Here is a 25,224-nt window from a genome sequence, read left to right as displayed (position 1 = left end):
TCTACCCATAAATTATGTTATTCAGGCGATTACCCAAAAGTGCGATTTTTTTAATTGAAGTTCATTCTTCGTGTTTTGTATAGAGAGTACTTCTAAGTAAATAATAGGAGTAGAGGTGATTTTCATGAATTATCCCGTAGCTCGTTTAGAGCAAAATCAATTACAAACTGTCCGTCAGCTTGAGCAAGATCTCGGTGTCATTTTAATTGCTTATACACCGGATGATGATCCTGCAAAGAAGCCTGAGCAAATCAATCATCAAAGAGATTTAGATTTCTTCTAAACAAACAAAAATCAAGGTCCGAGATGGACCTTGATTTTTGTTTTACATGGTTAGTCACATGTTTATGGGAGGCTGTTTCATTTACCATAGTTTTTACTAGGTTCTTTTATCACTCTTCAGAGGAAAGACGCTTCTTCATTAACTTCTTTACTTGTTCTTTCGGCTCCCAGCATGAAAATTGATAAGAAGGCTTGGTTTCATACCCAAGTCTTTGGCAAAAATAGTGCATGTGATCATTAACCCTGGCTGCCTTAAAATGAATACAGGTCGCACAGCAATGGAATGTATTTTTCACTGTTACCTCCATTTTATTTCTGTCGTAATTTACTGCCTGCAAGCTTCTCTACCACACCAGGCATCAATTGGTATAGTTTTGATCCAAACCCCATCCATTTCGGAAGGTTAATTTCCCGTTTTGGCTTTTCAATCACTTTTAAAATTTCATTTGATACGTATTCCGGGTCCAGCATGAACTTTTCAATATTAGCCACATAACTCCCGTCCTCATCAGCACGGTCAAAAAAAGGTGTGCGGATTGGACCAGGGTTCACAGCTGTCACATGAATATTTGTCTCTTCTAGCTCAAGACGAAGAGCATTTGTGTAGCCTAATACTGCATGCTTTGTAGCAGCATATACACTTGATTTAGGTGTTGCGAGTTTCGCTGCTTGAGAGGCGACATTGATGATATGACCTTGATTCGCTTTTTTCATCAATGGCAGTACTGCTCTCGTCATTTCAATCAGACCAAGAACATTCACATCAAACATTTCTTTCGTATCCGCTAAACTCATTCGATCTGCATAATCAAATACCCCAAAGCCAGCATTATTAATAAGTATATCAACTCTTTGGACTTTTTCGACTATGTTTTTGACACTTGCTTCTATATCCTCAGGTTTGCTAATATCAAGTGTATAAATATGAGCTTGACCGGAATTTTCTTGGATGACTTGCTGCACCTCTTTAAGCTTAGCTTCATTTCTAGCTAATAACACCAGCACCGCACCAGCGGCTGCCGCATCTATAGCTAATTGTTTTCCTAGACCGCTTGATGCGCCTGTTATCCATATTACTTTGTTTTCTAGACGTGTAAACTCACTCATGATCTCACTCCTACATATAATAAAGGATCCTTTATTAGTGTAACCCGGTCCATTATGAGTAGCAAAAGTTTTCTATGAAAGCGCTTTAAAGTTGTGTGAATCTTCAGATTTCTACTTGACTAAAATAGCTTGCATGATTATAATAATAAAAATTAAATCAAATGTGCGTTGATTGGGAATAGTACGCATACTTCATGTGAAAAGAGAGTGGTCTCACCGGCTGAGAGGACCATCACCCCTGTTGTAGCGGAACCTGCCCTTGAGCAGTCTGGTAAAAGCCTGACCGTCTCATCCACGATACGGATGTTAGAGCGGGCATAATTTTATGCCAATCAAGGTGGTACCGCGGATGTAACCCTTCCGTCCTTATTTATAGATAAGGATGGAAGGGTTTTTTATTTAGTAAAAACAAGATGCATGTAATATAAATGATCCAAAGAAAGAAGGCATTGATTATGAACCGTCAACGATTAGTTATGAAAGTAGGAAGCAGCTCCCTTACAGGCGCTAATGGCGCGCTATGTCTGACAAAATTACGCGAGCATGTCAGGGCCATTGCTCATGCAAAAAAACTTGGCCATGAAGTCGTATTAGTTTCTTCTGGGGCAATAGCGGCAGGTTTTTCTGCGCTCGGTTATCCATCCCGTCCTTCCACAACAGCGGGCAAACAAGCTGCTGCTGCAGTTGGTCAAGGATTGTTAATGCAAGCTTATCTTGCAGAATTTGCAGCACATGATCTTACAGCTGCTCAGCTGCTATTAACTAGAGAAGACTTTAAAGATCAGAAGCGTTACCAAAATGCCTTGCAAACGTTAACTGAATTATTGAAGCGTTCAGCTATTCCGATCATTAATGAAAACGACTCAACTTCGATAGAAGAGTTAACTTTCGGTGATAATGACATGCTTTCCGCTCTAGTCAGCGGGTTTATACATGCAGATGCCCTTTGTATGATTACGGATGTGAATGGTCTATATGATTCCAATCCAAATCAAAACCCTAATGCTAAAAAGTTTCACTATATTCCTGAAGTAACTGAAGACCTTTTCGCTTATGCAGGTGATTCAGGGTCTAAGGTCGGCACAGGTGGAATGAAATCTAAACTAATGGCAGCTAAGACAGCTACCCCTTTTGGAGTGAATGTGTTTATCGGAAAATCCAGCGGGGAGACAACACTTGAAGATCTCTTGCTAGGTAAAGGTGATGGAACGTATATTGGATCATTCAAACATGCGAGCGTTATGCCCGCTTCTAAACAATGGCTGGCAGTGCACTCTGAGGCATCTGGCCAAATTAAAATCGATAAAGGAGCAGAGCGAGCCTTGCTTTTTGAAGGCAAAAGCCTGCTGCCAGTTGGTGTAGTAGACGTTATTGGACGTTTTCACGAAAATGATGTCGTTGAAATTGTAAATGAAAAAAATGCAGTCATTGGCAAAGGACAAACGACACTGTCTGCTAGTGATTTAATGTTGATTAAAGGCATGCAAAGCATTCAAGCCAATGAACAAATCAAGCTGACTAAACCAGTGGCCATTCACCGGGATCAATGGGTCCCACTCACAAAGGAGAGAATCTAGAAATGAATGAAGTATACACAAAAGCAAAAAATGCAAAAGAAATTGCCCATCTTTTAGCAAACTTAACAACAGATCAAAAAAATGCTGCTCTCAAAGTCATTGCTGATGAACTTAGAATAAACCAGGAATTTTTATTAAATGAAAATGCAAAAGATGTAGAAACTCAAAGAGCAAACGGGATGAGTGAAACAATGATTGACCGCCTTACTCTTACTGTAGACCGTTTAGAAGAAATTGCCTCTGCCGCTGAACAAGTAGCCGAACTAAATGACCCGGTAGGTGAGGTGACGAGTGAATGGGAAAGACCTAACGGGCTTCATATTCAAAACGTACGCGTGCCGCTAGGAGTTGTCGGCATGATTTATGAAGCAAGGCCGAATGTCACAGTTGATGCAGCGGCCTTATGTTTAAAAACAGGAAATGCAGTCATTTTACGAGGCAGCTCTACAGCCATTCATTCCAATATAGCCCTAGTCAATGTATTACAAGGCGCGCTTAAAAAGGCTTCACTTCCTGTAGAGACGATTCAGTTAATTGAAGATACAAATCGAGCGACGGCGGAACACCTATTTACATGCAACGAATATGTAGATGTACTTATTCCACGAGGGGGAGCTTCCTTAATCCAGGCAGTCATTGAAAAAGCAACCGTCCCAGTCATTGAGACAGGTGTAGGAAATTGTCACATCTATGTTGATCATTCAGCTGATTTCGAGCTAACAAAATCAATTGTCGTCAACGCGAAAACACAGCGTCCATCTGTATGTAATGCAGCAGAAACAGTAATCATCCATCAAGACTTTGCAAATGAACATTTACAAAGTCTGCTTGACCAACTTGAAGAAAGAGGGGTAACCTTTTTCGGAGATCAGACTGCTTGTTCAATGGATGAGCGTGTTAAGGAAGCCACAGAATCTGATTGGGCAGATGAATATTTAGATTTAAAACTTGCTGTTCGAATCGTCCCTTCTATTGATGAAGCGATTGGACATATACGAAAATATGGCACAAAACATTCTGAAGCCATCATCAGCGAGACTAAAGAACATATCCTTACATTCCAAAATTTTGTGGATGCAGCTGCTATTTATCACAACGCTTCAACCAGGTTTACGGATGGATTTGAATTTGGTTTTGGGGCCGAAATTGGAATAAGCACACAGAAATTACATGCTAGAGGGCCAATGGGACTGAACGCCCTGACTTCAAACAAATACCTGATTTTAGGGAACGGACAAATTAAAGGATAGGTGACTTATGTTAACAAATAAAACGATTACTTTTTTAGGTGCAGGTGCCATGGCAGAGGCAATCATTGGCGGACTTATACGAAACCAAATCGTAGACCCACATAACATTATTGCCACAAACCTGTCAGATACAAATAAGCTTGAAAAATTAAAAATGAGATACAACATTCAAACGACCACAAGTCGAACTTGGGCTGTGGAACAAGCGGAAATTATTGTTTTAGCGATGAAACCTAAAAATATTGAAGAAGCTGTACGAGAAATTAAAGAGAAAGTAAATAACAATAAGCTGATTATTTCAGTTATTGCAGGGATCCCTTCTAGTTATATAGAGGATTTATCTGGCACAAAGAGCAGGGTCGTTCGGACGATGCCAAATACTTCTGCTAAGGTAGGAGCTTCAGCAACCGCCATCTGTGCTGGCAGATATTCAACAGGTGATGACTTAGAAACGGTGTCCCTATTATTTTCAGCTGTAGGTACGGTAACTGTCGTTCCTGAAGAAAAAATGGATGCTGTCACCGGCGTAGCCGGCAGCGGCCCTGCTTACTTTTATTATCTCATTGAAGCGATGGAAAAGGCGGCTGTTGAGAGTGGATTAACAAGTGAGGAAGCTACAGCTTTAATTACGCAAACGGTTGTCGGTGTTGGAAAACGACTTCAAGACACATCAAAATCATCTCGGGAATTATACGAAGAAGTGATGAGTCCAAACGGAACAACGGAAGCTGGCATCACGCTTTTAAGTGAACGTAACGGCCAGGATGCCATGCATGATGCTATCCTAAAAGCCATTGCCCGTTCGAAGGAATTAGGATCTGTGTTTACAGAATCAAAATAAATATAGAGGCTGGGGCAAAAGCATTTTGAAACGAACGTATGATAGAGGAGAATTCCCGATCCTGAAATACCCTTCGCTTTCCATGGGAAGCTGCTGAGCCTCCTCGGGCTTTGCCTGTGGGATCTCAGCCCTGCTCTAGGCACCGCAGGGAGTCTCCGCATAGTTCATCCGCTAAGTAATGTGCTTGGGACGGATTTAGTTGGATGATTTCGTTTGAATCAGACCAATCGAAACACAAATTATATGATGTTCACTATAAAGCTAAGTCACTGAATACTATCTTGCAATGTGAGGGACCACTTATTAACCTACATGCTACGTTGATTGGAGCGGAAGGCGCCGACTCCAGCGGGATGCGCGTGACCAGGGAGACCCCACAGGAGCCAATTGCGACGAGGAGGCTCCCGGGCCGCCCGCGGAAAGCGTGCGCCTGCAGCGGAAATCAACAATTACTGCAGGGGAGAACCTTTTCATACTGTACATGGCCAGTGAGGTCCCACAGGAGTTAAGTGACAAGGAGCTCCTGGGCCGTCCGCGGGAAGCGTGTGCCTTGCAGCGGAAATCAACAGCTACTGTAGGAAGATGCATTTTCAGTGACTTAAGCGCTTTGTTCTATTCTTATTTAAGCAATTCCGTTATGCCCAGCCTTTATTTCTTTAAGTACCTGCTCATTCGTTTTCCTGCTTCCATTCCAGATAATACTGCACCTTCTACTTTCCCTTCTTTAAAGCAATCTCCTGCAAACACTATAGGACTGGGATACGTTGTAGCAAGCACCCTGTCTGGATATAGTGACCGTGGCTTTGCATACCTCCACCTCTTTACTTGTACTTCTTCTACTTCATTTTGAGAGATGAGTGATTCTACTTGCTTTAATAAGGATGAAGTGACCTCGTCATCGGCAGCATCGAAATTGTTAGAACTCCATTCTCCTGAGGCATGAATCGTAATGATCGGTTTGGTCGAAATTCCTTTTTGTTGATTGTCCCCTATAAAAGCTACATCTCCTTCTCCCTGTATACCGCCCTTAGGAGGAATTCTGCTGTCATTTCTTAACGTAACCATCAAACAAATGCAAGGATCATACGTAATATTTGCAAGCTCTATCTTTATATCACTTTCTAGCAGCTCGAGGTTCATCCAGGTGAGGACTTGAGGGATCGGAATGGTTGATATAATTCCTGCCGCTTGTATTGTTTCTGTTACAGAATCCTGCTCATTTATGACTTCCAACTGCCATTGTTGCTTTTGATAATCAAGATGAACGGCACGATGATTTAAAAGAATATCATTCTCATCAACAAGTGATTTTGTAAGCGTGTTCATACCACTTGAGCCTACATACCTCGGATAACCATCTGCCTCTAGATGAACTTGACCGCCTAGGTCCATTTGGTGAAAGCCCTTTGTCCACTCATTAACAGTGCCCTCTTCCATCCAGCTGTCTACTAAACTTTTCATAACATCTGATCTTGCTGTAAAAAATTGAGCTCCATGATCGGCTCTACCGCCTTGGATTCTTCTTGTAGCCATCCTGCCCCCTACACTTCTCCCTTTTTCAATGAGAAGAGACGGGATGCCTTTCTTTTTTAATTCTTGTGCAGCAAATAGTCCTGTTAACCCTGCCCCTAGAATAATAATAGGTGATTCTTTTTTCATATTCACCCTCCCTTTTCTATTATTATTGATCATAGCAGAATAAATCCGAATGACGAAATAATTTACCTCGCTTTCGAAGTGGTTATTTCGATTTCGGTTTTCAATTACTGCTGAAGGGATTGCACATATATAAAAAGAAACGTCAGCTTGTCTTGTTGACTTCTTATCTAGTAAAATAGGAAAGTGTGCATATCGAAATAGCAGAATAAAATGCAAGAAGGAGTTATTATGTAAATGGAAAACAATCCAGCCGAACAACAAGTTCCACCATTAGTAGCCTTAGCTCAGCGTATCGTCTTTCATAAGGCCTTCACCCCAACTATTATTACCTTGATTATCATTAATGCCATTATTGTAGGCCTTGAAACATATCCTACTGTTTATCAAGGTTATAATGATTGGTTCTACGCAGCAGATTTAGCCTTACTTTGGATATTTACAATTGAGATTACACTGCGTTTTATCGCAGCGAGACCGACTAAATCTTTTTTTAAAAGCAGCTGGAACTGGTTTGATTTATTAATCGTTCTTGCCGGTCATGTCTTTGCCGGTGCTCATTTTGTAACGGTTCTTCGTATCCTGCGCGTTCTTCGCGTATTACGTGCCATTTCTGTCATTCCTTCTCTGCGTCGTTTAGTCGATGCTTTGCTGATGACCATCCCGGCTTTAGGAAACATTATGATCCTGATGGGAATTATTTTCTATATTTTCGCTGTGATTGGAACGATGTTATTTGCTTCTGTAGCACCTGAGTACTTTGGTAACTTACAGCTTTCTTTATTAACATTATTCCAAGTTGTTACACTTGAATCTTGGGCAAGCGGTGTCATGAGGCCGATTTTTGCAGAGGTTTGGTGGTCTTGGATTTATTTTGTCATTTTTATTTTAGTAGGGACATTTATTGTCTTTAACTTATTTATCGGTGTTATCGTTAATAACGTTGAAAAAGCAAACGAAGAAGAACTCAAATCAGAATTAGATGATAAAGAGGCAGATACAAAAGAAGAGCTTGCTTCTCTGCGTAATGAAGTAGCAGAGATGAAAGACCTCATTAAACAAATGCATAAACAGCAAACAAAAAAAGGGTAACAAAAAGGAGCTGACTAAAGACAGCTCCTTTTCTGTGTGCGTATTACCATTTATTGAACGACTTCAACTGCAGCACCGAAAAATTCAGCATACAGTTCTCGTACTGCGCGGTCTGTATCTTTTTCATGAATTCCAATAACTAAGCTCACTTCAGAAGAGCCTTGGTTAATCATCTCAATATTCACATTCGCACGGGCCAGAGCAGCAGTCATACGAGCTGACACGCCAACTGTATTGTGCATCCCTTCTCCGACAATCATAATCATCGCAAAATCCTTTTCAATATACACATCATCTGCCCCGAGTTCCACTCTGATACGCTCAACAATCCGCTCTTCAATCTCTGGAGTTAACTGGCATTGTCTCAGAATGACAGATGTATCGTCAATTCCCGATGGAATATGTTCATAGGACAAGCCTTCATCTTCAATAATTTGCAGAAGTCTTCGTCCGAAGCCCACTTCTCTATTCATTAAGTATTTCCGAACGTAAATGGTTGAAAAGCCTTCATCTGCCGCAATCCCAATCACAGGATTCAGAAAATATTCGCGCTCAGCAATAATCATTGTTCCAGAAGAAGATGGATTGTTGGTATTTTTCACACAAACAGGGATTCCTTTTCTGAATGCAGGAATTAAGGCTTCATCATGGAAAACAGAAAATCCAGCATACGAGAGCTCGCGCATTTCTCGATACGTCATTTTCTTGATTTTCACAGGTTCTGAAACGACATTAGGGTTCGCTGCAAAAACAGAATCTACGTCTGTAAAGTTCTCATATAAGTCAGCTTCCACTCCGGCCGCTAAGATCGAACCAGTAATATCTGATCCGCCTCGTGGGAACGTTACAAGAGTCCCTTCTTTTGAGTAGCCAAAGAAACCTGGGAAAACAATGATTTCGTCTGTGTTACGCAGCTTTTTTAAATGATCATAAGCTTCTGGAAGCACCTGCGCATTTCCAGGCTCATCACTTACTAATAATCCTGCATCTTTAGGATTAACATATCTTGCAGGTAAGCCAACACTTTGTAAATATGCAGCAATTAATTTAGCATTATTATCCTCGCCGCTAGCTTTAATTAAGTCCATAAATGACCCAGGACGACTCCTGTCAAAAGATAATCTCTCACGGAGATCAGCTTCGATCGTTGCAATAATACCTTGCCCTAAACCAAGACCCTCCGCAATGGAAGCGTAACGTTCTACAACGGCTTCAAGCGCTTCTTCTGTGTCGCCAGCCTCAAGGTGCGTTTCACCTAAATGAATAAGTAAATCTGTAACTTTCGTGTCGCTGCTATCTCTTTTTCCAGGTGCAGAAACGACAACAATTTTCCGCTCAGAATCCTCTGATACAATTGCTGCAACTTTTTTGATTTGTTCTGCACTAGCTACGGAACTTCCCCCAAATTTAGCTACCTTCATCTTGTCACTCCAGCTCCTTACTTCTCTCGTTTTCTCTATTTATCTAATAATTTGAACATTCTAACTATAGCACAATGACACCGTTGCCGCAAAGTGAATCTATCCTACTCATCCTGCATACCAAACGCTTAACTTAGCTTACCTCGCCTCACCCATCTAGTTCATTCATTTTACGCCAATCATTGCCCATTTCTCCCAAATGCTCAAAATGGATAAACATTCTTGAGTATGGTTAAGCACATATAAAGGATATTTTATGTTCATTTCATTATATTATGTCTACACTTCTTTCACTAGCTCTTTGCGAATTAGGTTACAGCTGGATTAAATGAAAAGAAACAAAAAAACCCCCTCGCATTTTTATGCGGGGGGTCAGCTTATCTGAACCATGAGAGCAATAATGGCATTTTCTCACTTTTAAGTGCTTCAGCCGTGCAAGATGATTCAGAATCATATCCTAGATCAACTGCATAGCCATATGTAACTTCTTCAAGGTTGTTGGTTAATTCAGCTTGATCAAAACACTCTGGTGCACTGTAAACTTTCTTTGTGTGATCAACAATTACTCTCTCATCTGTAGGTTGAACGGTTGTTTGAATCGTTAACCCAAGCACTACTAAAACTAGCGCAACTGCTATTAAAATACCCGTTCCTTTTTTCAAGTATGCTCACTTCCTTGTCTACATTTCCTTTTGTAGTGTAATATGAGGGAGCAGCGCATGCAACCTTTACAACTTGTATAAGTAATTTTTAACTATATCGAATCAAGTTGTTTTCTGCTTGGAACAAAATATGGTATGATAATTTCGTATTTCTTATGTAATTTACTCTACTTATAGATTATGTTAGAGGATAAATCAGGAGTGATGATGATGAATAGACAATTGCCGCCTAAAGCTGAAAGGCACCGTCATTTCGGCTCAGTGGAACCAATTGAAGGAACAAAGCCTAAAGAAAAAGATCAGATGCCAGATCTTCAAAATAAACCAGATGATTATTATTTCCCTATTCAAAAAGTAGGTATTTCAAAGGTCAAGTATCCTGTGATGATTGAATCGGCCCTAGCACCAACAACTCAAACGACTACAGCCGAATTTGCCATGACGACAAGCTTAGATGCAGAATTCAAAGGGATTAACATGAGCCGTTTAACAGAACAGCTCCATATGTATTTCCAAACTCATCTTCTTTCAATTGAAACGCTGCGTGAGTTTGCTGCCATCTTAGCCCGTGAAATGAAACAAAAAGCATCTGATGTAAAGGTTACATTCCCTTGGTTCTTTACTAAATCAAGCCCTTCTATGAAGAAAGAAGGAATGGCTCACGCAGATGTTACATTTGATGTTAGTTTTAATGAAGAAACAGGTTACACATCAAAGATTACTTTAGTTGCTGCTGTAACTACTTTATGTCCTTGTTCAAAAGAAATTAGTGAGTATAGTGCGCACAATCAGCGCGGCTTTGTAACGATGAGTGCTGTAGTGGATGACGTGGAAGATATTGATTGGAAGCAAGCAATGCTTGAAGCAGCAGAAAGTAATGCAAGCTCCATTCTTTATCCTGTATTAAAGAGACCTGATGAAAAAGCTGTTACCGAACATGCATATGAGAACCCTCGTTTTGTAGAAGATCTTGTTCGTCTTGTAGCTAGTGATCTTTATGAAAATGAAGCGATTCGTTCATTTGAAATTGAGTGCCGTAATGAAGAATCGATTCACCAGCATGATGCAATCGCGCAGCTTTCTTTCTCTAAAGAATAACAAACAGCCTGATCCTATCCGGATCAGGCTTCTTTATTTCAGGCTTCTTTATTTCATGCTTGATTTCTTTACTTTAATCAGAAGCTTCTCTTCACGCTCTTTATCGTTAAGCCAATTAGGCTGAACGATTTGGGTAAGCAGACCTTTTTTATTAACTGGATTTAAAGACGCGCTTTTAATCTGATCTCTTGCCCATTTTAAAAATAAGAGCTGATCTTCAATATCAACCGGTAATTGATTTTCGATTTGATTTGAGAGCTCTTTAGCATATAACGGACTTGCCCCATTTGTTGAAACTGTGATTGTTAAATCCCCTTTTTGTAAAGTGTGAGGGAAATGAATATCACTCTTTACTTGATTTGAGGCATTATAGACCCATTGTCTAGCTTCCCGGTTATGATAAAGCACCTCATTTAATTCTTGATCATTGGTAGCTAGAATGAGCAGGTCAGATGAGAACGATTCATTCGGCTTAACTTCACGTTTTTCAAAGCTCACTTCACCTGCTCTAACTAGGTCTTCGATTTCTGCAGTGATGTTTGGCGAGATAAGATGAATGGTTGCTTTTTGAAGCCGAAGCTTCTTTATTTGACGGCAAGCCACTCTTCCCCCTCCAACTACCGTTACTTCCCGTCCCTCAAGGTCCATCATCACAGGAAGATTCATTCAGGGGTCACCTGCTTTTTTTCTTCTGCTTCAATACGATAAACACATAAATCACAATTCACCCTCACCTGATTAGCTAACACTTCTTCTACCCTCTTGACCAACACTTCTTTTATATCATCATCAAACCCTAAATAAGGGCATAAAATCGATTCTATCCCGGTTTCAAGCGACCACTGGTCTAATTTTTTTTGGAGTCCTTTCATTAAGACACCAGTGAAAAGAAGATAAGGAAGAACGAATACTTTTTTATAAGGTGATCTAGTAATTTTCTCCAAACCTTGATCGACAGAGGGTCTTGTTGCCGCGATATAACATACCTCTATCTCACTTACCGGAGCTTCCTCCCACAAAAGTCTAGAGATTTTCATTAAATCGCTGTTTGCATCAGGATCACTGCTGCCCCGTCCTACAAGCAGAACACTTACCTCTTCACGCTCCTCATCTGTTGGTCTGCCTTCAACACTTATTAAACCTTTGTATTCAAGTCTCTTCTTTAAAATTGAGATTAAAGTTGATTCCACTCCAAACGGGCGGCCGTAAGAAAACTGTACGTTAGGATATTGTGCTTTTGCGCGGTCGATTTCTCTTGGAATATCAAATTTCGCGTGATTGGCCGTTAGCAGCAAAACAGGAATGACCGCAATGTCTGTTGCCCCTTTTTCAATACATGTTTTAATTCCTTGGTCGATCGACGGTTCGGCAAGTTCAATAAAACTATGCTCCTGAATAGGAACCTCGGGAAACCGCAGCTTTACTTGGTTAATAAATGCGATTAATTCTTCATTTCCAGCCCTCACCCGGCTTCCGTGACCTACATATAAAATGGCTTTCACTATTTAACCACCTCTGTTATGTTCGATTGTATTAGAGCTTTAATGAGTGCTTCTTTTGTAGGAGATTCTAACACGACATCTACTTTATAACCAGCAGAAAGGGCTGCCTTCTCTGACATTGAACCAAAACAAATCACTTTGACTGTTTCGTTAATTTCCTCTATGCTCCAGCCCATCTTCATAAACCGATCGCTGACGGTTTGTACAGACTGAGCACTTGGGAAGACAATGGTTTGAATACGCCCTTCATCTTTTAGTCTTTCACAGGTAACATCTGTAGACGAGACAACCAAATCGTGATGGGTAATAACATATTCGTGTGGACCCCATGTGTCAGTTAATAACACTTTGTCATTTGCTGAATGTGCATTCCCTAGCAACAGAACCTTAGAACATCCATCCTTTACCTTAGATAATTCACTTGTAAAACAACCGTACTTCTCTAAAGCCCTCTCTGATTTTTTTGACCGTACATGAAATGCAGCCCTTATATCCCGTAGATCCACTTTATCTGCTCTCAACCAATTAAAAAAGATTTCAACACTTTCAGGCGATAAAAAGACAATTTGATCAAAGTTCCTAAAATCTGCTTGCGGTTTTTCAGCTGTCTTAGAATACATACGTGGAAATTCGAATACTTCAGCTCCTAGTTCTTCTAACTCATGAGCAACCGCACCTTGGCTTCCTGAAGTTCTGCCTAATAAGATATGCTGCCCAAATAGTGGTTTACGCTCAAACCAGCTTGGTTCTTTTCTTATGTTGGCCACATCACCAACTAAAGTGATCGCAGGGTTCGTCAAGTTTGATTTGCTTACTTCTTCTGCAATCGTTTCAAGTGTCCCGCTCACGGTTTTTTGACTGCCTAACGTTCCCCATTGAATCAAAATAACAGGTGTTTCTTTTGGCTTACCGTGCAGAGTTAGTTGATTAGCTATATAACCGAGGTTTTTCACTCCCATATAAAAGGCAATTGTATCGCTCCCTCTTGCAAGTGCTTGCCAGTCGATTAAAGGCTCTCCTTTTTCAGACTTGTCATGGCCCGTTACAACGGTAAACGAGGCACTGTGATCCCGATGCGTCACAGGAATACCTGCATATGTTGCCGCTCCAATTCCAGCTGTAATTCCCGGAACGATTTCATATTGAACACCAGCTTCATCTAAAGCATGAGCCTCTTCCCCCACTCGACCAAACACACTTGGGTCGCCGCCCTTAAGCCTGACGACAATTTTCCCTTCACTCCCATACTGAACGAGCTTTTCATTTATAGCCTCTTGTCTCAATAAGTGCCGCTTAGGTAACTTCCCGCAATAAATATGCTCACAATCCGGCTTCGTCCATTCAAGCAATAATGGATTCACCAGCCGGTCGTAGAGTATAACATCTGCCATTTCTACACATCTTCTAGCTTTCAATGTCATGAGCTGCAAATCCCCAGGACCTGCCCCAACTAAATACACATACCCTCCATTGTTCATCTCTTCATCTCCTCTAAACTGTCCGCATCTATTATTCCGAGTTAATTTATAAGTTTTATAAAGTATAACGTAATTTTCAGAAAATGTACATTCACTATTTTTATATGTAGCCTGAGCGAAAAAATTGTCAGATAATCTAACAAACCCTCTCACCTACCCCTTGTCCATGTGATATAGTATGACAAAAGGTCAGAACATTCTCACTTAAAAACAGCTAAATAATCCCCATCAAAGAGGTGTTTCTTGGTTATGTCTTATAAAGATAAAAAAGTGATTACAATTGGGATAGTAAGTGAACTAACTGGATTAAGCGAGAGGAAAATCCGGTATTATGAAGAAAGAAAATTAATTTACCCTGACAGAACAAAAGGCGGCACACGCAAGTATTCATTTATAGATGTCGAACGCTTAATTGATATTGCAAATAAAATGGAAGATGGCATGCAGACGTTCGAAATAAGAAGACAAGAACAAAAGATGATGAAGAAGAAAGAAGTTCGCGACAAAATGCTTCGTGGTCAATTAAATGCAGCCTTTAATATAAGAAAATAACTCATGCCGGGTCTAAAGCCTGCGCATGAGTTTTTTTGTGCTGAATGGAGTCATAGAATAAACTCCGAAACGGAACACTATATCTACACCTATTATAAATAAGGAGTGATCTCATGAAGGCTTACCCTTCCTTCTTTTCTTTAGTACTGGTTTTATCTCTTTCTATAACTTCTGTTATATTCTGCACTCCTTTCACCGCTCAGGCGGACGAATGGAAAAAAGTAGCGATAGTGATTGATGACTTTGGAGGAAATGTTAAAGGAGTAGAATCTTTTTTAAAAGGTGATATACCTATTACAGCGGCCGTCATGCCTTTTCTAGAATACTCAACTGAGCAAGCGGAAGAGGCGCATCACGCTGGTCTTGAAGTAATCATCCACCTCCCTCTTGAACCTAAAAAAGGAAAAGCTTCATGGCTTGGCCCTAAAGGAATTACAAGCGACCTCTCTAATGAAGAAGTACGCAAACGCGTTGAAGAAGCGATTGAAGATGTTCCCCATGCAGTTGGCCTAAATAATCATATGGGCAGCAAAATTGTAGAAGACCGGCGGATTATGGGTGTTATTTTGGATGTGGTAAAAGAACACGGGTTGTATGTAATCGATAGCGGGACGAGTAATAAATCTGTGATATCTGAGCTCGCTGAAGAACGTCGTATCCCTTATTCAATACGCGATGTATTTCTAGACGATTCTCTATCTTCGCGATCCCATGTTGCAAAGCAAATGAGACTGCTTCAAAAAGTGGCTGCAGTTGAAGGTGATGCGATAGGAATTGGTCATGTCGGAGTAAAAGGAGAAGAGACAGCAGCAGGCATCTTATCCTCGCTTCGTGACCTTGAGAAAAATAAAGTCCAAATTGTCCCTGCTTCACACATTATCGAGAGTGTAATCGAACAAGACCCTAATTACTTTTGGACACCTAATTAATTAAGTTAAGCGATAAAGAAACATTAAGGAGGAAAGATGTATGGTGGTAGCCCAAGAACCATTGATTATGACTTTTACCGCTAAAGATGATACCGATGTTACATTACGCCCCGTTCAAAAAAGCGATGCATACGACATTATTACTTCTGTTGCATCCATAATTAAAGAAGGCACTTATATTCAAAAAGAGCGCCCTCGTACATTAAATGAAGAACATCAATTCATTGAAGAAATGAAAGCAAACGATAATATGTATATCGTTGTCGAAGTGAATGGTGCAGCCAGAGGGATTGCAAGGGTCGTCAGAGGCGAACTTGAAATGAAGAAACATACTGGCTTGTTTCGAACCTGGCTGCATGAAGATGCTCAAGGCAAAGGGATTGGCAAAAAGGTTATGGAGTATACCTTTGAGTGGTGCCGAATGCATAACTTGCACAAGCTGTGTCTCACTGTATTTGCATCTAATGAAATTGCCATCACCCTTTATAAAAAATATGGGTTTGTTATAGAAGGAACACAAAAAGAGCAAGCTTACTTAAACGGGCAATATGACGATGAATTATTTATGGCTTATTTCTTTAATGATCAAAAAACATGACAAAGGAGCAAGGATAATGTGGAGAATGGCAAAAACCGTTGCTATTGTTGCTGTAGTGGGTTTAGCTTTAGCAATGATAGGACGTGCTCTAATTGATGATAACCAAATTGCAATTCAGTCGAAAGAGATCCCAAAGAAACTAGAAACGAATGCAATGGACCAATTAATGGCTCAAGATCTAGCTTTGACCACGTCCATGTTTTTAAAACAACTATCAGCTCAGCTCCAGCGCTGGGGAGATGCTGATTTAACGGACTCAGAAATACAAAAACGCTTTAGTGAAGAAGTGCAGGAACATCCTCATTTTAATGGATTTGCCCTTCTAAAAGATGATCAGCCTGAAATCATAGTCGGAGACATGTCGACTTCTAATTCCAATTTACTCACACATCATCATATGAATAGTGAGTTCTCAGACCCGTATGAACAAGACGGCAAAATGTATATGTTAATGGGTGAAAAAAGCGAAGGCGGACATACGATTCTCGGAGAAGTAGATCTTTCCTTTGTTAAAGCATTTATCCGTAATACTGCTGCTGTAGCAGACTCAAACGGTAACTTCTTCGTTTCAGGTGATAACCCTAACATCGATTGGAAAACAACGGCTGATTTACCCGAATCGATTAAGGCAGAAACGGTGCCAGTATTAGGTTGGCAGATTGTGGTTCAATCCGAACAGCCAGATAAAGAAAAATTAACTTACGTGGAACATCAAGCAGTAATCAAATTCAAACGTCCGCAAAATAATACTGCTTGGTTTACAGATAATCAAGATTTAACTGTCGTAAAGCAGAACGATCCATTTTACGTGGTGAAAAGTGAAACCGAAACGACCGAAGCTTTGATTCAAAGACTTCGCAGAGATTATGATTTGGCATTTGCTGAGCCTAACTATGTATTTACTCAAACAGGCATCACCCCGCAATTCACCGTACCAAATGACGAATTTTTCGCTGATTATCAATGGAATCTCGAGCAAATCGAAATGAGCCAGGGATGGAATCTTTCTGGTGGTAAAGATGTAACAATTGCCATCCTTGATACTGGAGTAGACCCTGAACATCAAGACTTAAAAGATAAACTTCTTACTGGATTTAATGCTTTTGATGAATCTTCAGACCACTCAGATGCTCATGGTCACGGAACACATGTAGCGGGAGTAGCAGCCGCACTGACAAATAACGTAACCGGCATCGCAGGTGTTTCTTGGCATAGTAAGATCCTCCCTGTTAAAGTGTTAAATGATAACGGAGAAGGGTCGTCATATGAGGTAGCAAAAGGGATTTATTGGGCGGTTGATAACGGGGCAGATGTTATTAATATGAGCCTCGGGGATTACTATCACGCAGATGTGTTACAAGACGCAGTAAGGTATGCGTATGAAAATGACGTGGTCTTAATTGCAGCATCAGGAAATGACAACGTCGAAGACCCAATGTATCCAGCACAGTATGAAGAAGTACTAACTGTAGCTGCAGTCGATGACACTAGAAATCGTGCCTTCTTCTCCAATTACGGACAGCATATTGATGTGGCAGCTCCAGGTGCACACATTCCTAGTTTGTTCCCTAATAATCAGTACACGGTTATGTCTGGAACTTCAATGGCTTCCCCTCATGTAGCTGGACTAGCTGGGCTGATTCGTGCGATGCGTCCAGATTTTAACGTGGAGCAAGTCTATGATGTGATTCGTAATACCGCACGTGACCTCGGAACCGAAGGACATGATGCGTATTACGGACACGGAGAAATTGATGTCGCTAATGCATTAGAATCACTTACTGGTAGATAATCATGAGGAAAAAGAAACACGGTGAGCAGCATAATGATGCTCGGACCGTGTTTCTTTCTTCTTAAATGATGCCTCGATCTGCTAAGTACAATGTAATTTTCTCAACGGACTGCTCAACACTTAAAGAGTCTGAGTCAATCGTCAGCTCTGGATGGTCAGGTTCTTCGTAAGGGGAACTAATTCCTGTGAATTCAGAGATTTCTCCACTACGTGCTTTTTTGTATAAGCCTTTAGGGTCACGAGATTCACATGTTTCAAGAGAGGCTTTTACATAAATCTCAATAAACTCATCTTCCTCAACTAACGCTCGAACATTGTTGCGATCTTCTTTAAAAGGAGAAATGAAGGCTGTGCAGACAATACTGCCAGCATCTACAAATAATTTTGCCACTTCACCAATTCTTCTAATGTTCTCTTTCCGGTCATCATCACTAAACCCCAACCCTTTATTTAAACCATGTCGAACATTATCTCCATCAAGGATATAACTGCTTAAACCACGTTTAAACAATTCCTGTTCAAGCGCATTAGCTAATGTTGATTTTCCAGCTCCAGACAGCCCGGTAAACCACAATATGGCACTGCGATGTTCATTCTTTTTTTGACGTTCTTTTTTTGTAATCGCTGCTTCATGCCAAACGATATTGTTAGCTTCTTGATTAGTCATCCTGTACATCACTCCAATTATTTTGATCTATTTACTATGTTTTAAGGATAAACCAGCTGGTGATCTATTAAATTCCTCCACCCTCATCATACGTTGTTCGTCGTTCCGTTTTCACCTGTATATAGAGGCTGATCGAACCAATAGTTGCTAAGAAAACACTAAAAATAACGAAAAACGTATAGTAATCTGCTTGCCTAAACAGTAAAATCAATCCGTAACTCATTACAAGAGAAAATACCGGTGATACTACCCACACTTTGGCAATTTGTTTCAAAATGCCTTTTTGCCACAACCTAAACCCGTTTTTAGCGGTGCCAATTCCTACAATGGCTCCAGTTGTCACTTGTGTAAGAGGAACCGGCAGTCCAAACAACGACGCGACAATGACTAATCCGCCGCCTGTTATTGAAACCGTACTTCCTTGCAGCAGTGAGAGTCTTGTGATCTTTTTCCCGTTTGTCTCAAGCACCTTTCCACCTAAAAGCAGTGCTCCCAAGGCGACAAAAGCCCCTCCAAATAATACAGCTGTCCTCACATCAATCAACCCTGCCCCAACAAGAGGACCAACTGCATTGGCTACATTGTTCATGCCGGCTGCAAATGCTTCTAAGCAGCCGCAGACAATTAATAGAATGACTAACGGCTTTCTCCACTTCCCTTTACCCGTTAAGAGAGGCCACTTTTTTTCCGCTTTATTTACAAGGTGACCAGCTAAGTAGGCAACTATAAATGCTACAACCGGGACAATCACCCAAAACGATACAATGACTAACAATTTATCGAAGTAAAGAGCTTGATAAGCTATCCCTGCCCCAACAATTGCACCTACTACGACTTCACTTGTTGATAATGGAATGCCTAGTAAATTAGCTATAAATAAGGTTAAGCATGCTGATGCTAAAATAATGATTACTAATTCAACATCTACGATATCAGCAGGAATGATGCCGCTGCCGATCGTCCGAACTACTTCACCGCCGGCCAGTGCCCCTAAGAATGCAAATACTCCTACAAGAAGCATCGCAATCCGTTTATTCGGTACAGCGCCGCTGCCATAGGCCGGCCCCATAGCAGCTGCTGTTCCACTTGCTCCAATATTCATTGCGAAGAAAAATGCAATGGCAAACGCTGCAATCGTCAACATGCCTGCTCGCCTACTTTCTTTTTCAATGTGTCATGCAGGATGGTCTAAAACGGTTTGAGGTAAATCTTTCATCGCCTCAGACTATGACGACTGATCATTCCTTGTCATACCATGTTTCATTCACCTACTAAGCATGAACACTTTTCTGCATGCCTTTTATTAAGACTTCAATGACCTCTTTACGACTAAACTCAGGCGGCGGAGTGATTCCGTTACTAAGCATCTCACGAACCTTTGTGCCTGAGAGGATAACATGATCTTCTTTCCCATGCGGGCAAGTTTTTGTGGAAGCCATGTTTCCGCATGCTTTGCAATAAAAGCTATGCTCAAAAAATAATGGTGTGATTCCAAGCTCATCTTCAGTAAAGTTTCCAAAAATCAACTGAGCATCATAGGTACCGTAATAATCACCTACACCCGCATGGTCTCTGCCTACGATAAAGTGAGTGCAGCCATAGTTTTTACGAACAAGGGCATGGAATATAGCTTCACGCGGTCCTGCATATCTCATTGCAGCTGGAAATACTGCTAGGAATACACGATCTTTTGGATAATATTTATCAAGTAAGACTTCATAACTTTCCATCCTTACATCTGCAGGAATATCGTCAGCCTTTGTATCCCCTACTAATGGATTCAAAAATAAGCCGTCTACAATTTCTAATGCTGTTTTTTGAATATACTCATGGGCACGGTGTACCGGGTTTCTCGTTTGAAAACCAACGACTTTCTTCCACCCTAGATCTGTAAAGGTTTGACGTGTTTCCACTGGGTCTAAATGATAAGACTGAAAACGTCCTCGTTCTACCCGTTTTACCAATGTAATCGGACCCGCTACATATACATTTGGACGATCTAGGAGCTTAGCTACTCCAGGATGAGCAAGATCTGAGGTACGATAAACCTGCTCTGCCTCTCTTTCTTTATCAGGTTCATAGATTTCCCGAACCTCAATCGCACCGTATACCTCCCCTTCAAACGTTAATTTAACTTTCTCGCCGACCGAAAGCTCACTTGCCTTCTCTTCTGTAACCGGCAATGTAACCGGAATACTCCATACCGTTCCGTCTTTTAATCTCATATTGTCTACAACAGATAAGTAGTCTTCTTTTCCTAAAAAGCCTGTTAAAGGACTGAACGCTCCAATCCCAATTAGTTCCAGGTCAGATAATGCAAACGAGTCGAGCTCAATTTCCTTTATGATTGTATCAAGTGCTGTATCCGGTTTATACCGGTTTATTAGGGTTCCGCCATGTGGTTTGATTGTTGACATGATTTATTCCTCCATTAAATTAATTATTTTTTTGTTTGTCACCTAAATGTAAGCCGCATTCCTTTTTGGCCGAGCCTGCCCACCTACCGCTTCTGGGGTCCTCACCAGGTTGAACAGGCTTCGTACAGAATTCACAGCCAATACTCGGAAAATTCTGATCATGAAGCGCGTTATAAGGCAGCTTATGGAGTTTGATGTACATCCAAATTTCTTCTTCCGTCCAATGAATCAACGGGCAAACTTTAATCGATTGAAAACGTTGATCTTTGTTTATAAACTGCGTATTTGCTCGTGTAGGAGACTGCTCTCGCCGCAATCCTGAAATCCATGCTTGATGTTCACTTAAAACTGATTCAAGAGGAGTAAGCTTGCGCAGCTGGCAGCATAGATCTGGATTCGTTTTCCATAGCTCTTCTCCATGTATTTCCGACTGTTCAACTGGGGTTAAAGACGGCTTCTTTAATTCAATCGTAAGTGTCGGATACTTGTTTTTCACCTGCTCTATCAATTCGTACGTTTCTTTAAAATGAAAATCGGTATCCAAAAAGACAATCTTTGCATCCTTTTTAACCTTTGAAATAAGATCAATTAAAACCATACCTTCTGCACCGAAACTGCAGGAGTAGACTAATTCATTCCCAAATGTTTGATAGGCCCACTTTAAAACATCTAAGCTGTCTTTATTTTTCAATTGGTCGTTTAGGCTTTTATAATCCTGTTCATGTAAGGATTGATATGTGACCTCCATTATTGTCCCTCCTCTTAGATTGAAAAAGCGGCATTCAAAAAGGGTTTCCCTTTTGAATGCCGCCTCTAGTTTGTCTAGTCAGCTAGCTATTTCAATCGTTGTTTTTCATTTTTTTCAAGTTGAACAATTTTTCCATCCTGTACCACAATCGTGACTGATCCGTATTGTAAGTTTTTCAGCATGGCTTGTAATCGTTCTGAAAGAAGCTCCCACTCTGTTTGTTTACTCATATTGACCTCCTCTTTTACATTAGGAGAAGTTTAATTCCTTGTAATTTGATATGAATTATTAGTTTAATAGTATTCTATCCATCTATCTCCAAATTGTCAATGATCCTTCTAACTTTTTTGAAAAATTGGGCACTAATTCTCATCCTGAAATTTCCACAAAATAAAAAAGCCGCATGTAGCGGCTTTATATTGATGATTTAATCATTATTTTATTCAGGCGTTTTCACTTCTCCTGTGACACCCTCAATCTCAAACTTACCGCCTTTAGACTCTAATATGGTTACATTTCCATCAATATTATTAATGGCTACATCCCCATTTCCACTCCTTAGAGTAATGTCCCCATTATGATCAGAAATCGTTACGTCCCCTGAACCAGCTGTAAATAATACCGTTCCATTAGAATCTGAGATAGTGGTAGCCCCTGCATTGATGTTTAGTTGCAGCTGACCTGTGATCCGTTCAAAAGAAGCTGCTCCTGCACCATCTGTCAGCGTAATATCACCGCTAATATCATTCATAGCAAGTGCACCTCGACCGTGCTGAACATTGATATCACCAGATAGGTTTGAAGCTTCAAACCCTCCCTCTTTCTGTCGGTAAACGATCGGAAGTTCCTCTGGCACTTTAATATCTAAATGGATATTTGCTTGCTCTTGGTTTGAACCTCTTTTGATGGAAGTAATTAATTTAGCTGCTTCCCCCGCGCTTTCAAGCGATACTGCCGTATTCGCTCGGTAGAAGCTCTCGGCTTCCTCTAACTCTTCACCTAGAACCTCGTATTTCACTTCGACTATAATGTCTTCAAGTCCTTCTTCTCCCGTTATCGTTACTTCTCCTTCTTCATGTACCACCTCAAGCAGCTCATGTTCGGCTAGCGGGAGACTTAATGTTTCTTCTTCTACAAATGTGACTAAGTTACAACCGGCAAGCAGAAACCCTGCTGCTATAACACCAAGAAATGCACTTATTTTTTTCTTCATTTTCCTAATCGCTCCAATCATTCCAATCATCTATACCCTGCTCTCATAATGAATCAGTTGATATCTATGTGAGCTGACTTTTTCAATCGAATATAGAACTCTGCTCTGTATAGTGTAGCCGATTCAGGATAATAAGTCATTATTAAGACTCGGTCTGCAGGGATAATTTGATGCGATTTTTCACGATTTGTTCACGTATTCTTCATCAATCGCGGGAAGGCATTACAGGAAAAGCAATCACTTTGGCAGGAGGTCTGTCTACTCTTTCAATTTCCGTTTTATATCCTTCTTTTTTTCTTTTCATAAAAGTACTTTTAGAGATCGGTCTAGGTGCAGACCAGCTTAATGATTCAATATTGTCCCAACTATCATGCGTAATTAGCTCTCTTTTATAGAAATACTCATTACCTGAAGAGTAAATCTCGCATATGTACCTTACCGTTTGTTTTGTATGCATACATCTCACCTTTTTTTATATCTTAGTTTGGCCTGAACCGTGGATGCTCATACTTTATAAAAGTGTTTAAATCAGGCAGTTCCGTTGACAATAATCCACTTTCACTTGTAGGATAGAAGAGATGTGATGTTTTCCAAATCTTAGATAAAGAAGTGATTAAGATGATCCAGCATTTAAAAAATAAGCCGCTGTCAGAACCTGAAATCTTCGATATGCTTATTCCAAGTGAAAAAGTGGCTCACGTTCATTTAGCAAACCCACTAGAACATGCCCTTCTTGTTCTTATTAAATCCGGTTATACTGCGATCCCAGTACTTGATCCTTCCTTTAAATTACATGGATTGATTAGTAAATCATTAATCTTAGATTCACTATTAGGCCTTGAGCAAATTGAAATGGACCGATTGTCTGAAAAAAGCGTCGGTGATGTAATGGATAACGAAGTCCCTACAATCTACATAGATGAAACGTTCGCCAAGGCACTTACCCTTGTCATTAATCACCCTTTTATATGCGTCCTTGATGAAGACAATTCGTTTATTGCCCTATTAACTAGACGTTCAATCTTGGCCTTGGTTAGTAAATACCTGCATCAAGTAGAAGCCAATTAAACAAACTACTAACTTATAAGTCAGCAGCAAGAGTATAAGGAGATGATGTCGTTGAACCGTATGCTTTTTTCGCCATATAAAATAAAAGACGTTGAAATAAAAAATAGAATTGTCATGTCACCTATGTGCATGTACTCAAGTGATACAAAAGATGGCAAGACACGTCCTTTTCACCTTGCTCATTATGAAGCAAGAGCAATCGGTCAAGCTGGTCTTGTCATGATAGAAGCAACGGCAGTAGATCCTCAAGGCCGTATCTCAGATCAAGACCTCGGAATATGGGAAGATGCTCATGTTGAAGGGTTAAAAGAAGTAGTCGAGCGAATTCAAGCACACGGAGCAAAAGCTGCGATACAGCTTGCTCACGCTGGACGTAAATCAATGGTTGAAGGCGATATTTTTGCCCCTTCAGCTTTAGCTTTTAATGAGGAAATGCGTACTCCTGTTGAGATGACCACGTCTCAAATTGAAGAGACGATTGAAGCCTTTAAAGAAGGTGCCGTTCGTGCGAAAGAAGCAGGCTTTGATGTAATTGAGCTGCATGGTGCACACGGTTACTTAATTAATGAATTTCTCTCGCCATTAACAAATAAACGGAACGATGAATATGGCGGTTCACTAGAAGCAAGATACGTCTTCTTGAAAAAAATTGTCGATGAAGTAAAGACGGTTTGGACTGGCCCGCTATTCGTCCGCCTCTCAGCTTGCGAGTATGCTGACGGCGGCAATTCGATGGAAGATTTCATTCAGCTGTCTGCATGGCTAAAAGAGCAAGGTGTCGATTTAATTGACACAAGCTCTGGTGCTGTCGTACCGGCCGCTATTCCTGTTTATCCTGGCTATCAGGTAAAATTTGCAGAAACAATAAGACGCGAAGCAGGAATTGCAACAGGAGCTGTAGGAATGATTACATCAGGACTGCAAGCAGAAGAAATTTTACGAAACGAACGAGCCGACCTCATCTTTATCGGTCGTGAATTACTCCGAAACCCGTACTGGCCACGCCAGGCAGCACTTGAATTAAATACAAAAATTGAAGCTCCAACCCCATATGAACGAGGCTGGAACTAAGAGAAAAGGCTGCCTTTGCGGGCAGCCTTTTGTTTTGATGATTATATGGTTGCGTGCGAGTGTGGTGGGCGATTGGGAGCGATACAAAAAAACAAGTGCAGAGTGAGTGACGCAATAACACTGGGAAAGAATACAATTCAGCTTAGCAGTGACGCATAAGCAGGCTTAACAGGCGCAATAACAATGAATGCGCGCAATTAAGC

General features: G+C 40.7%; 27 protein-coding genes and 1 other annotated feature. Of the genes, 12 read left to right on the top strand and 15 right to left on the bottom strand.

Translation table 11 applies throughout. The annotated features are described in order from the left end of the window. Window positions 1-124 precede the first annotated feature (124 nt). On the top strand, window positions 125-283 hold the full coding sequence (locus tag BPOF4_RS22140; RefSeq protein ID WP_012958307.1) for a hypothetical protein: 159 nt from the start codon (window positions 125-127) through the stop codon (window positions 281-283). Between the two features lie 109 nt (window positions 284-392). On the opposite strand, the gene BPOF4_RS06585 is transcribed toward BPOF4_RS22140, so the two are convergent. Beyond that, window positions 393-578 (bottom strand): hypothetical protein, encoded by a 186-nt coding sequence (locus tag BPOF4_RS06585; protein ID WP_012958306.1) that lies wholly within the window; start codon window positions 576-578, stop codon window positions 393-395. Window positions 579-591: 13 nt separating this feature from the next. Next, window positions 592-1,389 carry an SDR family NAD(P)-dependent oxidoreductase gene (locus BPOF4_RS06580; protein ID WP_012958305.1) on the bottom strand — a complete coding sequence of 266 codons (798 nt, stop codon included), beginning with the start codon at window positions 1,387-1,389 and terminating at the stop codon, window positions 592-594. A gap of 159 nt (window positions 1,390-1,548) precedes the next feature. Next, window positions 1,549-1,760: a binding site (T-box leader), on the top strand. A gap of 84 nt (window positions 1,761-1,844) precedes the next feature. Here BPOF4_RS06580 and proB point away from each other — a divergent pair. From proB to proC, 3 genes are read left to right on the top strand one after another with little or no spacing between them, the layout of a single operon-like run. Then, window positions 1,845-2,966 (top strand): glutamate 5-kinase, encoded by a 1,122-nt coding sequence (gene proB / locus BPOF4_RS06575; protein WP_012958304.1) that lies wholly within the window; start codon window positions 1,845-1,847, stop codon window positions 2,964-2,966. Window positions 2,967-2,968: 2 nt separating this feature from the next. After that, the gene (locus BPOF4_RS06570; protein ID WP_012958303.1) at window positions 2,969-4,216 is read left to right on the top strand and encodes a glutamate-5-semialdehyde dehydrogenase; all 1,248 of its coding nucleotides are present in this window, start codon (window positions 2,969-2,971) and stop codon (window positions 4,214-4,216) included. Window positions 4,217-4,223: 7 nt separating this feature from the next. Then, window positions 4,224-5,057 carry a pyrroline-5-carboxylate reductase gene (proC, locus tag BPOF4_RS06565; protein WP_012958302.1) on the top strand — a complete coding sequence of 278 codons (834 nt, stop codon included), beginning with the start codon at window positions 4,224-4,226 and terminating at the stop codon, window positions 5,055-5,057. Window positions 5,058-5,705: 648 nt separating this feature from the next. Here proC and BPOF4_RS06560 read toward each other — a convergent pair. Beyond that, window positions 5,706-6,716: an NAD(P)/FAD-dependent oxidoreductase gene (locus tag BPOF4_RS06560; RefSeq protein ID WP_012958301.1), complete on the bottom strand. Its 1,011-nt coding sequence runs from the start codon at window positions 6,714-6,716 to the stop codon at window positions 5,706-5,708. A gap of 234 nt (window positions 6,717-6,950) precedes the next feature. Between BPOF4_RS06560 and BPOF4_RS06555 the strand changes: the two genes are divergently transcribed. Beyond that, entirely contained in the window at window positions 6,951-7,805 is an 855-nt protein-coding gene (locus tag BPOF4_RS06555; protein ID WP_012958300.1) for an ion transporter, read from the top strand. A 50-nt stretch (window positions 7,806-7,855) separates the two neighbouring features. Here BPOF4_RS06555 and BPOF4_RS06550 read toward each other — a convergent pair whose 3' ends face one another. Further along, complete coding sequence (locus BPOF4_RS06550; protein WP_012958299.1) at window positions 7,856-9,226, bottom strand: aspartate kinase; 1,371 nt, start codon at window positions 9,224-9,226, stop codon at window positions 7,856-7,858. 377 nt (window positions 9,227-9,603) lie between these two features. Then, complete coding sequence (locus BPOF4_RS06545) at window positions 9,604-9,888, bottom strand: hypothetical protein (RefSeq protein WP_012958298.1); 285 nt, start codon at window positions 9,886-9,888, stop codon at window positions 9,604-9,606. Window positions 9,889-10,095: 207 nt separating this feature from the next. Between BPOF4_RS06545 and folE2 the strand changes: the two genes are divergently transcribed. Further along, window positions 10,096-10,986 carry a GTP cyclohydrolase FolE2 gene (gene folE2 / locus BPOF4_RS06540; protein ID WP_148229570.1) on the top strand — a complete coding sequence of 297 codons (891 nt, stop codon included), beginning with the start codon at window positions 10,096-10,098 and terminating at the stop codon, window positions 10,984-10,986. A 48-nt stretch (window positions 10,987-11,034) separates the two neighbouring features. Here the strand turns inward: folE2 and BPOF4_RS06535 are convergent, their stop codons facing one another. Genes BPOF4_RS06535 through cobA form a run of 3 tightly spaced genes read right to left on the bottom strand, consistent with a single transcriptional unit; the run spans window position 11,035 to window position 13,966 of the window. Continuing rightward, the gene (locus BPOF4_RS06535; protein ID WP_012958296.1) at window positions 11,035-11,652 is read right to left on the bottom strand and encodes an NAD(P)-dependent oxidoreductase; all 618 of its coding nucleotides are present in this window, start codon (window positions 11,650-11,652) and stop codon (window positions 11,035-11,037) included. Next, window positions 11,649-12,488 carry a sirohydrochlorin chelatase gene (locus tag BPOF4_RS06530; protein ID WP_012958295.1) on the bottom strand — a complete coding sequence of 280 codons (840 nt, stop codon included), beginning with the start codon at window positions 12,486-12,488 and terminating at the stop codon, window positions 11,649-11,651. Before BPOF4_RS06530 ends, BPOF4_RS06535 begins: the two co-directional genes overlap by 4 nt. Then, window positions 12,488-13,966 (bottom strand): uroporphyrinogen-III C-methyltransferase, encoded by a 1,479-nt coding sequence (cobA, locus tag BPOF4_RS06525; protein ID WP_012958294.1) that lies wholly within the window; start codon window positions 13,964-13,966, stop codon window positions 12,488-12,490. Before cobA ends, BPOF4_RS06530 begins: the two co-directional genes overlap by 1 nt. Window positions 13,967-14,215: 249 nt before the next feature. Here cobA and BPOF4_RS06520 point away from each other — a divergent pair, with 249 nt between their 5' ends. The 4 genes from BPOF4_RS06520 to BPOF4_RS06505 all read left to right on the top strand — a co-directional run bounded on the left by BPOF4_RS06520 (window position 14,216) and on the right by BPOF4_RS06505 (window position 17,837). After that, window positions 14,216-14,518 carry a MerR family transcriptional regulator gene (locus BPOF4_RS06520; RefSeq protein WP_012958293.1) on the top strand — a complete coding sequence of 101 codons (303 nt, stop codon included), beginning with the start codon at window positions 14,216-14,218 and terminating at the stop codon, window positions 14,516-14,518. Between the two features lie 113 nt (window positions 14,519-14,631). Then, a complete protein-coding gene (locus tag BPOF4_RS06515; RefSeq protein ID WP_012958292.1) occupies window positions 14,632-15,447 on the top strand; it encodes a divergent polysaccharide deacetylase family protein in 816 nt (271 codons plus the stop codon). A 40-nt stretch (window positions 15,448-15,487) separates the two neighbouring features. Then, on the top strand, window positions 15,488-16,045 hold the full coding sequence (locus BPOF4_RS06510) for a GNAT family N-acetyltransferase (protein ID WP_012958291.1): 558 nt from the start codon (window positions 15,488-15,490) through the stop codon (window positions 16,043-16,045). Window positions 16,046-16,061: 16 nt separating this feature from the next. Beyond that, window positions 16,062-17,837, top strand: coding sequence for a S8 family peptidase (locus tag BPOF4_RS06505; RefSeq protein WP_012958290.1), 1,776 nt, complete (start codon window positions 16,062-16,064; stop codon window positions 17,835-17,837). A 61-nt stretch (window positions 17,838-17,898) separates the two neighbouring features. On the opposite strand, the gene cysC is transcribed toward BPOF4_RS06505, so the two are convergent. The 7 genes from cysC to BPOF4_RS06475 all read right to left on the bottom strand — a co-directional run bounded on the left by cysC (window position 17,899) and on the right by BPOF4_RS06475 (window position 23,339). After that, complete coding sequence (cysC, locus tag BPOF4_RS06500; RefSeq protein ID WP_012958289.1) at window positions 17,899-18,504, bottom strand: adenylyl-sulfate kinase; 606 nt, start codon at window positions 18,502-18,504, stop codon at window positions 17,899-17,901. Window positions 18,505-18,571: 67 nt separating this feature from the next. Beyond that, a complete protein-coding gene (locus BPOF4_RS06495; RefSeq protein ID WP_012958288.1) occupies window positions 18,572-19,648 on the bottom strand; it encodes an inorganic phosphate transporter in 1,077 nt (358 codons plus the stop codon). A 127-nt stretch (window positions 19,649-19,775) separates the two neighbouring features. Then, on the bottom strand, window positions 19,776-20,921 hold the full coding sequence (gene sat / locus BPOF4_RS06490) for a sulfate adenylyltransferase (RefSeq protein ID WP_012958287.1): 1,146 nt from the start codon (window positions 20,919-20,921) through the stop codon (window positions 19,776-19,778). 19 nt (window positions 20,922-20,940) lie between these two features. Then, a complete protein-coding gene (locus BPOF4_RS06485; RefSeq protein WP_012958286.1) occupies window positions 20,941-21,669 on the bottom strand; it encodes a phosphoadenylyl-sulfate reductase in 729 nt (242 codons plus the stop codon). An 86-nt stretch (window positions 21,670-21,755) separates the two neighbouring features. After that, complete coding sequence (locus BPOF4_RS21580) at window positions 21,756-21,899, bottom strand: YezD family protein (RefSeq protein ID WP_012958285.1); 144 nt, start codon at window positions 21,897-21,899, stop codon at window positions 21,756-21,758. Between the two features lie 209 nt (window positions 21,900-22,108). Then, window positions 22,109-22,912: a DUF4097 family beta strand repeat-containing protein gene (locus BPOF4_RS06480; RefSeq protein WP_012958284.1), complete on the bottom strand. Its 804-nt coding sequence runs from the start codon at window positions 22,910-22,912 to the stop codon at window positions 22,109-22,111. Between the two features lie 175 nt (window positions 22,913-23,087). Further along, complete coding sequence (locus BPOF4_RS06475) at window positions 23,088-23,339, bottom strand: hypothetical protein (protein WP_012958283.1); 252 nt, start codon at window positions 23,337-23,339, stop codon at window positions 23,088-23,090. A 161-nt stretch (window positions 23,340-23,500) separates the two neighbouring features. Here BPOF4_RS06475 and cbpB point away from each other — a divergent pair, with 161 nt between their 5' ends. Both cbpB and namA read left to right on the top strand, forming a co-directional pair. Further along, entirely contained in the window at window positions 23,501-23,950 is a 450-nt protein-coding gene (cbpB, locus tag BPOF4_RS06470; RefSeq protein WP_012958282.1) for a cyclic-di-AMP-binding protein CbpB, read from the top strand. 51 nt (window positions 23,951-24,001) lie between these two features. Beyond that, window positions 24,002-25,021 carry an NADPH dehydrogenase NamA gene (namA, locus tag BPOF4_RS06465; RefSeq protein WP_012958281.1) on the top strand — a complete coding sequence of 340 codons (1,020 nt, stop codon included), beginning with the start codon at window positions 24,002-24,004 and terminating at the stop codon, window positions 25,019-25,021. The last annotated feature ends 203 nt before the right edge of the window (window positions 25,022-25,224 follow it).

The organism is Alkalihalophilus pseudofirmus OF4, from assembly GCF_000005825.2.
Lineage (GTDB): Bacteria > Bacillota > Bacilli > Bacillales > Bacillaceae_D > Alkalihalophilus > Alkalihalophilus pseudofirmus.
Note: the sequence above shows the minus strand (reverse complement) of the source record. Positions and strands in the feature narration are given on the sequence as shown.

Excerpts from the sequence above, each read along its gene's own strand:
- BPOF4_RS22140 (WP_012958307.1), top strand. The coding sequence starts at position 125 with ATGAATTATCCCGTAGCTCGTTTAGAGCAAAATCAATTACAAACTGTC.
- BPOF4_RS06580 (WP_012958305.1), bottom strand. The coding sequence starts at position 1,389 with ATGAGTGAGTTTACACGTCTAGAAAACAAAGTAATATGGATAACAGGC.
- proB (WP_012958304.1), top strand. The coding sequence starts at position 1,845 with ATGAACCGTCAACGATTAGTTATGAAAGTAGGAAGCAGCTCCCTTACA.
- BPOF4_RS06570 (WP_012958303.1), top strand. The coding sequence starts at position 2,969 with ATGAATGAAGTATACACAAAAGCAAAAAATGCAAAAGAAATTGCCCAT.
- proC (WP_012958302.1), top strand. The coding sequence starts at position 4,224 with ATGTTAACAAATAAAACGATTACTTTTTTAGGTGCAGGTGCCATGGCA.
- BPOF4_RS06560 (WP_012958301.1), bottom strand. The coding sequence starts at position 6,716 with ATGAAAAAAGAATCACCTATTATTATTCTAGGGGCAGGGTTAACAGGA.
- BPOF4_RS06555 (WP_012958300.1), top strand. The coding sequence starts at position 6,951 with ATGGAAAACAATCCAGCCGAACAACAAGTTCCACCATTAGTAGCCTTA.
- BPOF4_RS06550 (WP_012958299.1), bottom strand. The coding sequence starts at position 9,226 with ATGAAGGTAGCTAAATTTGGGGGAAGTTCCGTAGCTAGTGCAGAACAA.
- folE2 (WP_148229570.1), top strand. The coding sequence starts at position 10,096 with ATGATGAATAGACAATTGCCGCCTAAAGCTGAAAGGCACCGTCATTTC.
- BPOF4_RS06535 (WP_012958296.1), bottom strand. The coding sequence starts at position 11,652 with ATGAATCTTCCTGTGATGATGGACCTTGAGGGACGGGAAGTAACGGTA.
- cobA (WP_012958294.1), bottom strand. The coding sequence starts at position 13,966 with ATGAACAATGGAGGGTATGTGTATTTAGTTGGGGCAGGTCCTGGGGAT.
- BPOF4_RS06520 (WP_012958293.1), top strand. The coding sequence starts at position 14,216 with ATGTCTTATAAAGATAAAAAAGTGATTACAATTGGGATAGTAAGTGAA.
- BPOF4_RS06515 (WP_012958292.1), top strand. The coding sequence starts at position 14,632 with ATGAAGGCTTACCCTTCCTTCTTTTCTTTAGTACTGGTTTTATCTCTT.
- BPOF4_RS06510 (WP_012958291.1), top strand. The coding sequence starts at position 15,488 with ATGGTGGTAGCCCAAGAACCATTGATTATGACTTTTACCGCTAAAGAT.
- BPOF4_RS06505 (WP_012958290.1), top strand. The coding sequence starts at position 16,062 with ATGTGGAGAATGGCAAAAACCGTTGCTATTGTTGCTGTAGTGGGTTTA.
- cysC (WP_012958289.1), bottom strand. The coding sequence starts at position 18,504 with ATGACTAATCAAGAAGCTAACAATATCGTTTGGCATGAAGCAGCGATT.
- BPOF4_RS06495 (WP_012958288.1), bottom strand. The coding sequence starts at position 19,648 with ATGTTGACGATTGCAGCGTTTGCCATTGCATTTTTCTTCGCAATGAAT.
- sat (WP_012958287.1), bottom strand. The coding sequence starts at position 20,921 with ATGTCAACAATCAAACCACATGGCGGAACCCTAATAAACCGGTATAAA.
- BPOF4_RS06485 (WP_012958286.1), bottom strand. The coding sequence starts at position 21,669 with ATGGAGGTCACATATCAATCCTTACATGAACAGGATTATAAAAGCCTA.
- BPOF4_RS21580 (WP_012958285.1), bottom strand. The coding sequence starts at position 21,899 with ATGAGTAAACAAACAGAGTGGGAGCTTCTTTCAGAACGATTACAAGCC.
- BPOF4_RS06480 (WP_012958284.1), bottom strand. The coding sequence starts at position 22,912 with ATGATTGGAATGATTGGAGCGATTAGGAAAATGAAGAAAAAAATAAGT.
- BPOF4_RS06475 (WP_012958283.1), bottom strand. The coding sequence starts at position 23,339 with ATGCATACAAAACAAACGGTAAGGTACATATGCGAGATTTACTCTTCA.
- cbpB (WP_012958282.1), top strand. The coding sequence starts at position 23,501 with ATGATCCAGCATTTAAAAAATAAGCCGCTGTCAGAACCTGAAATCTTC.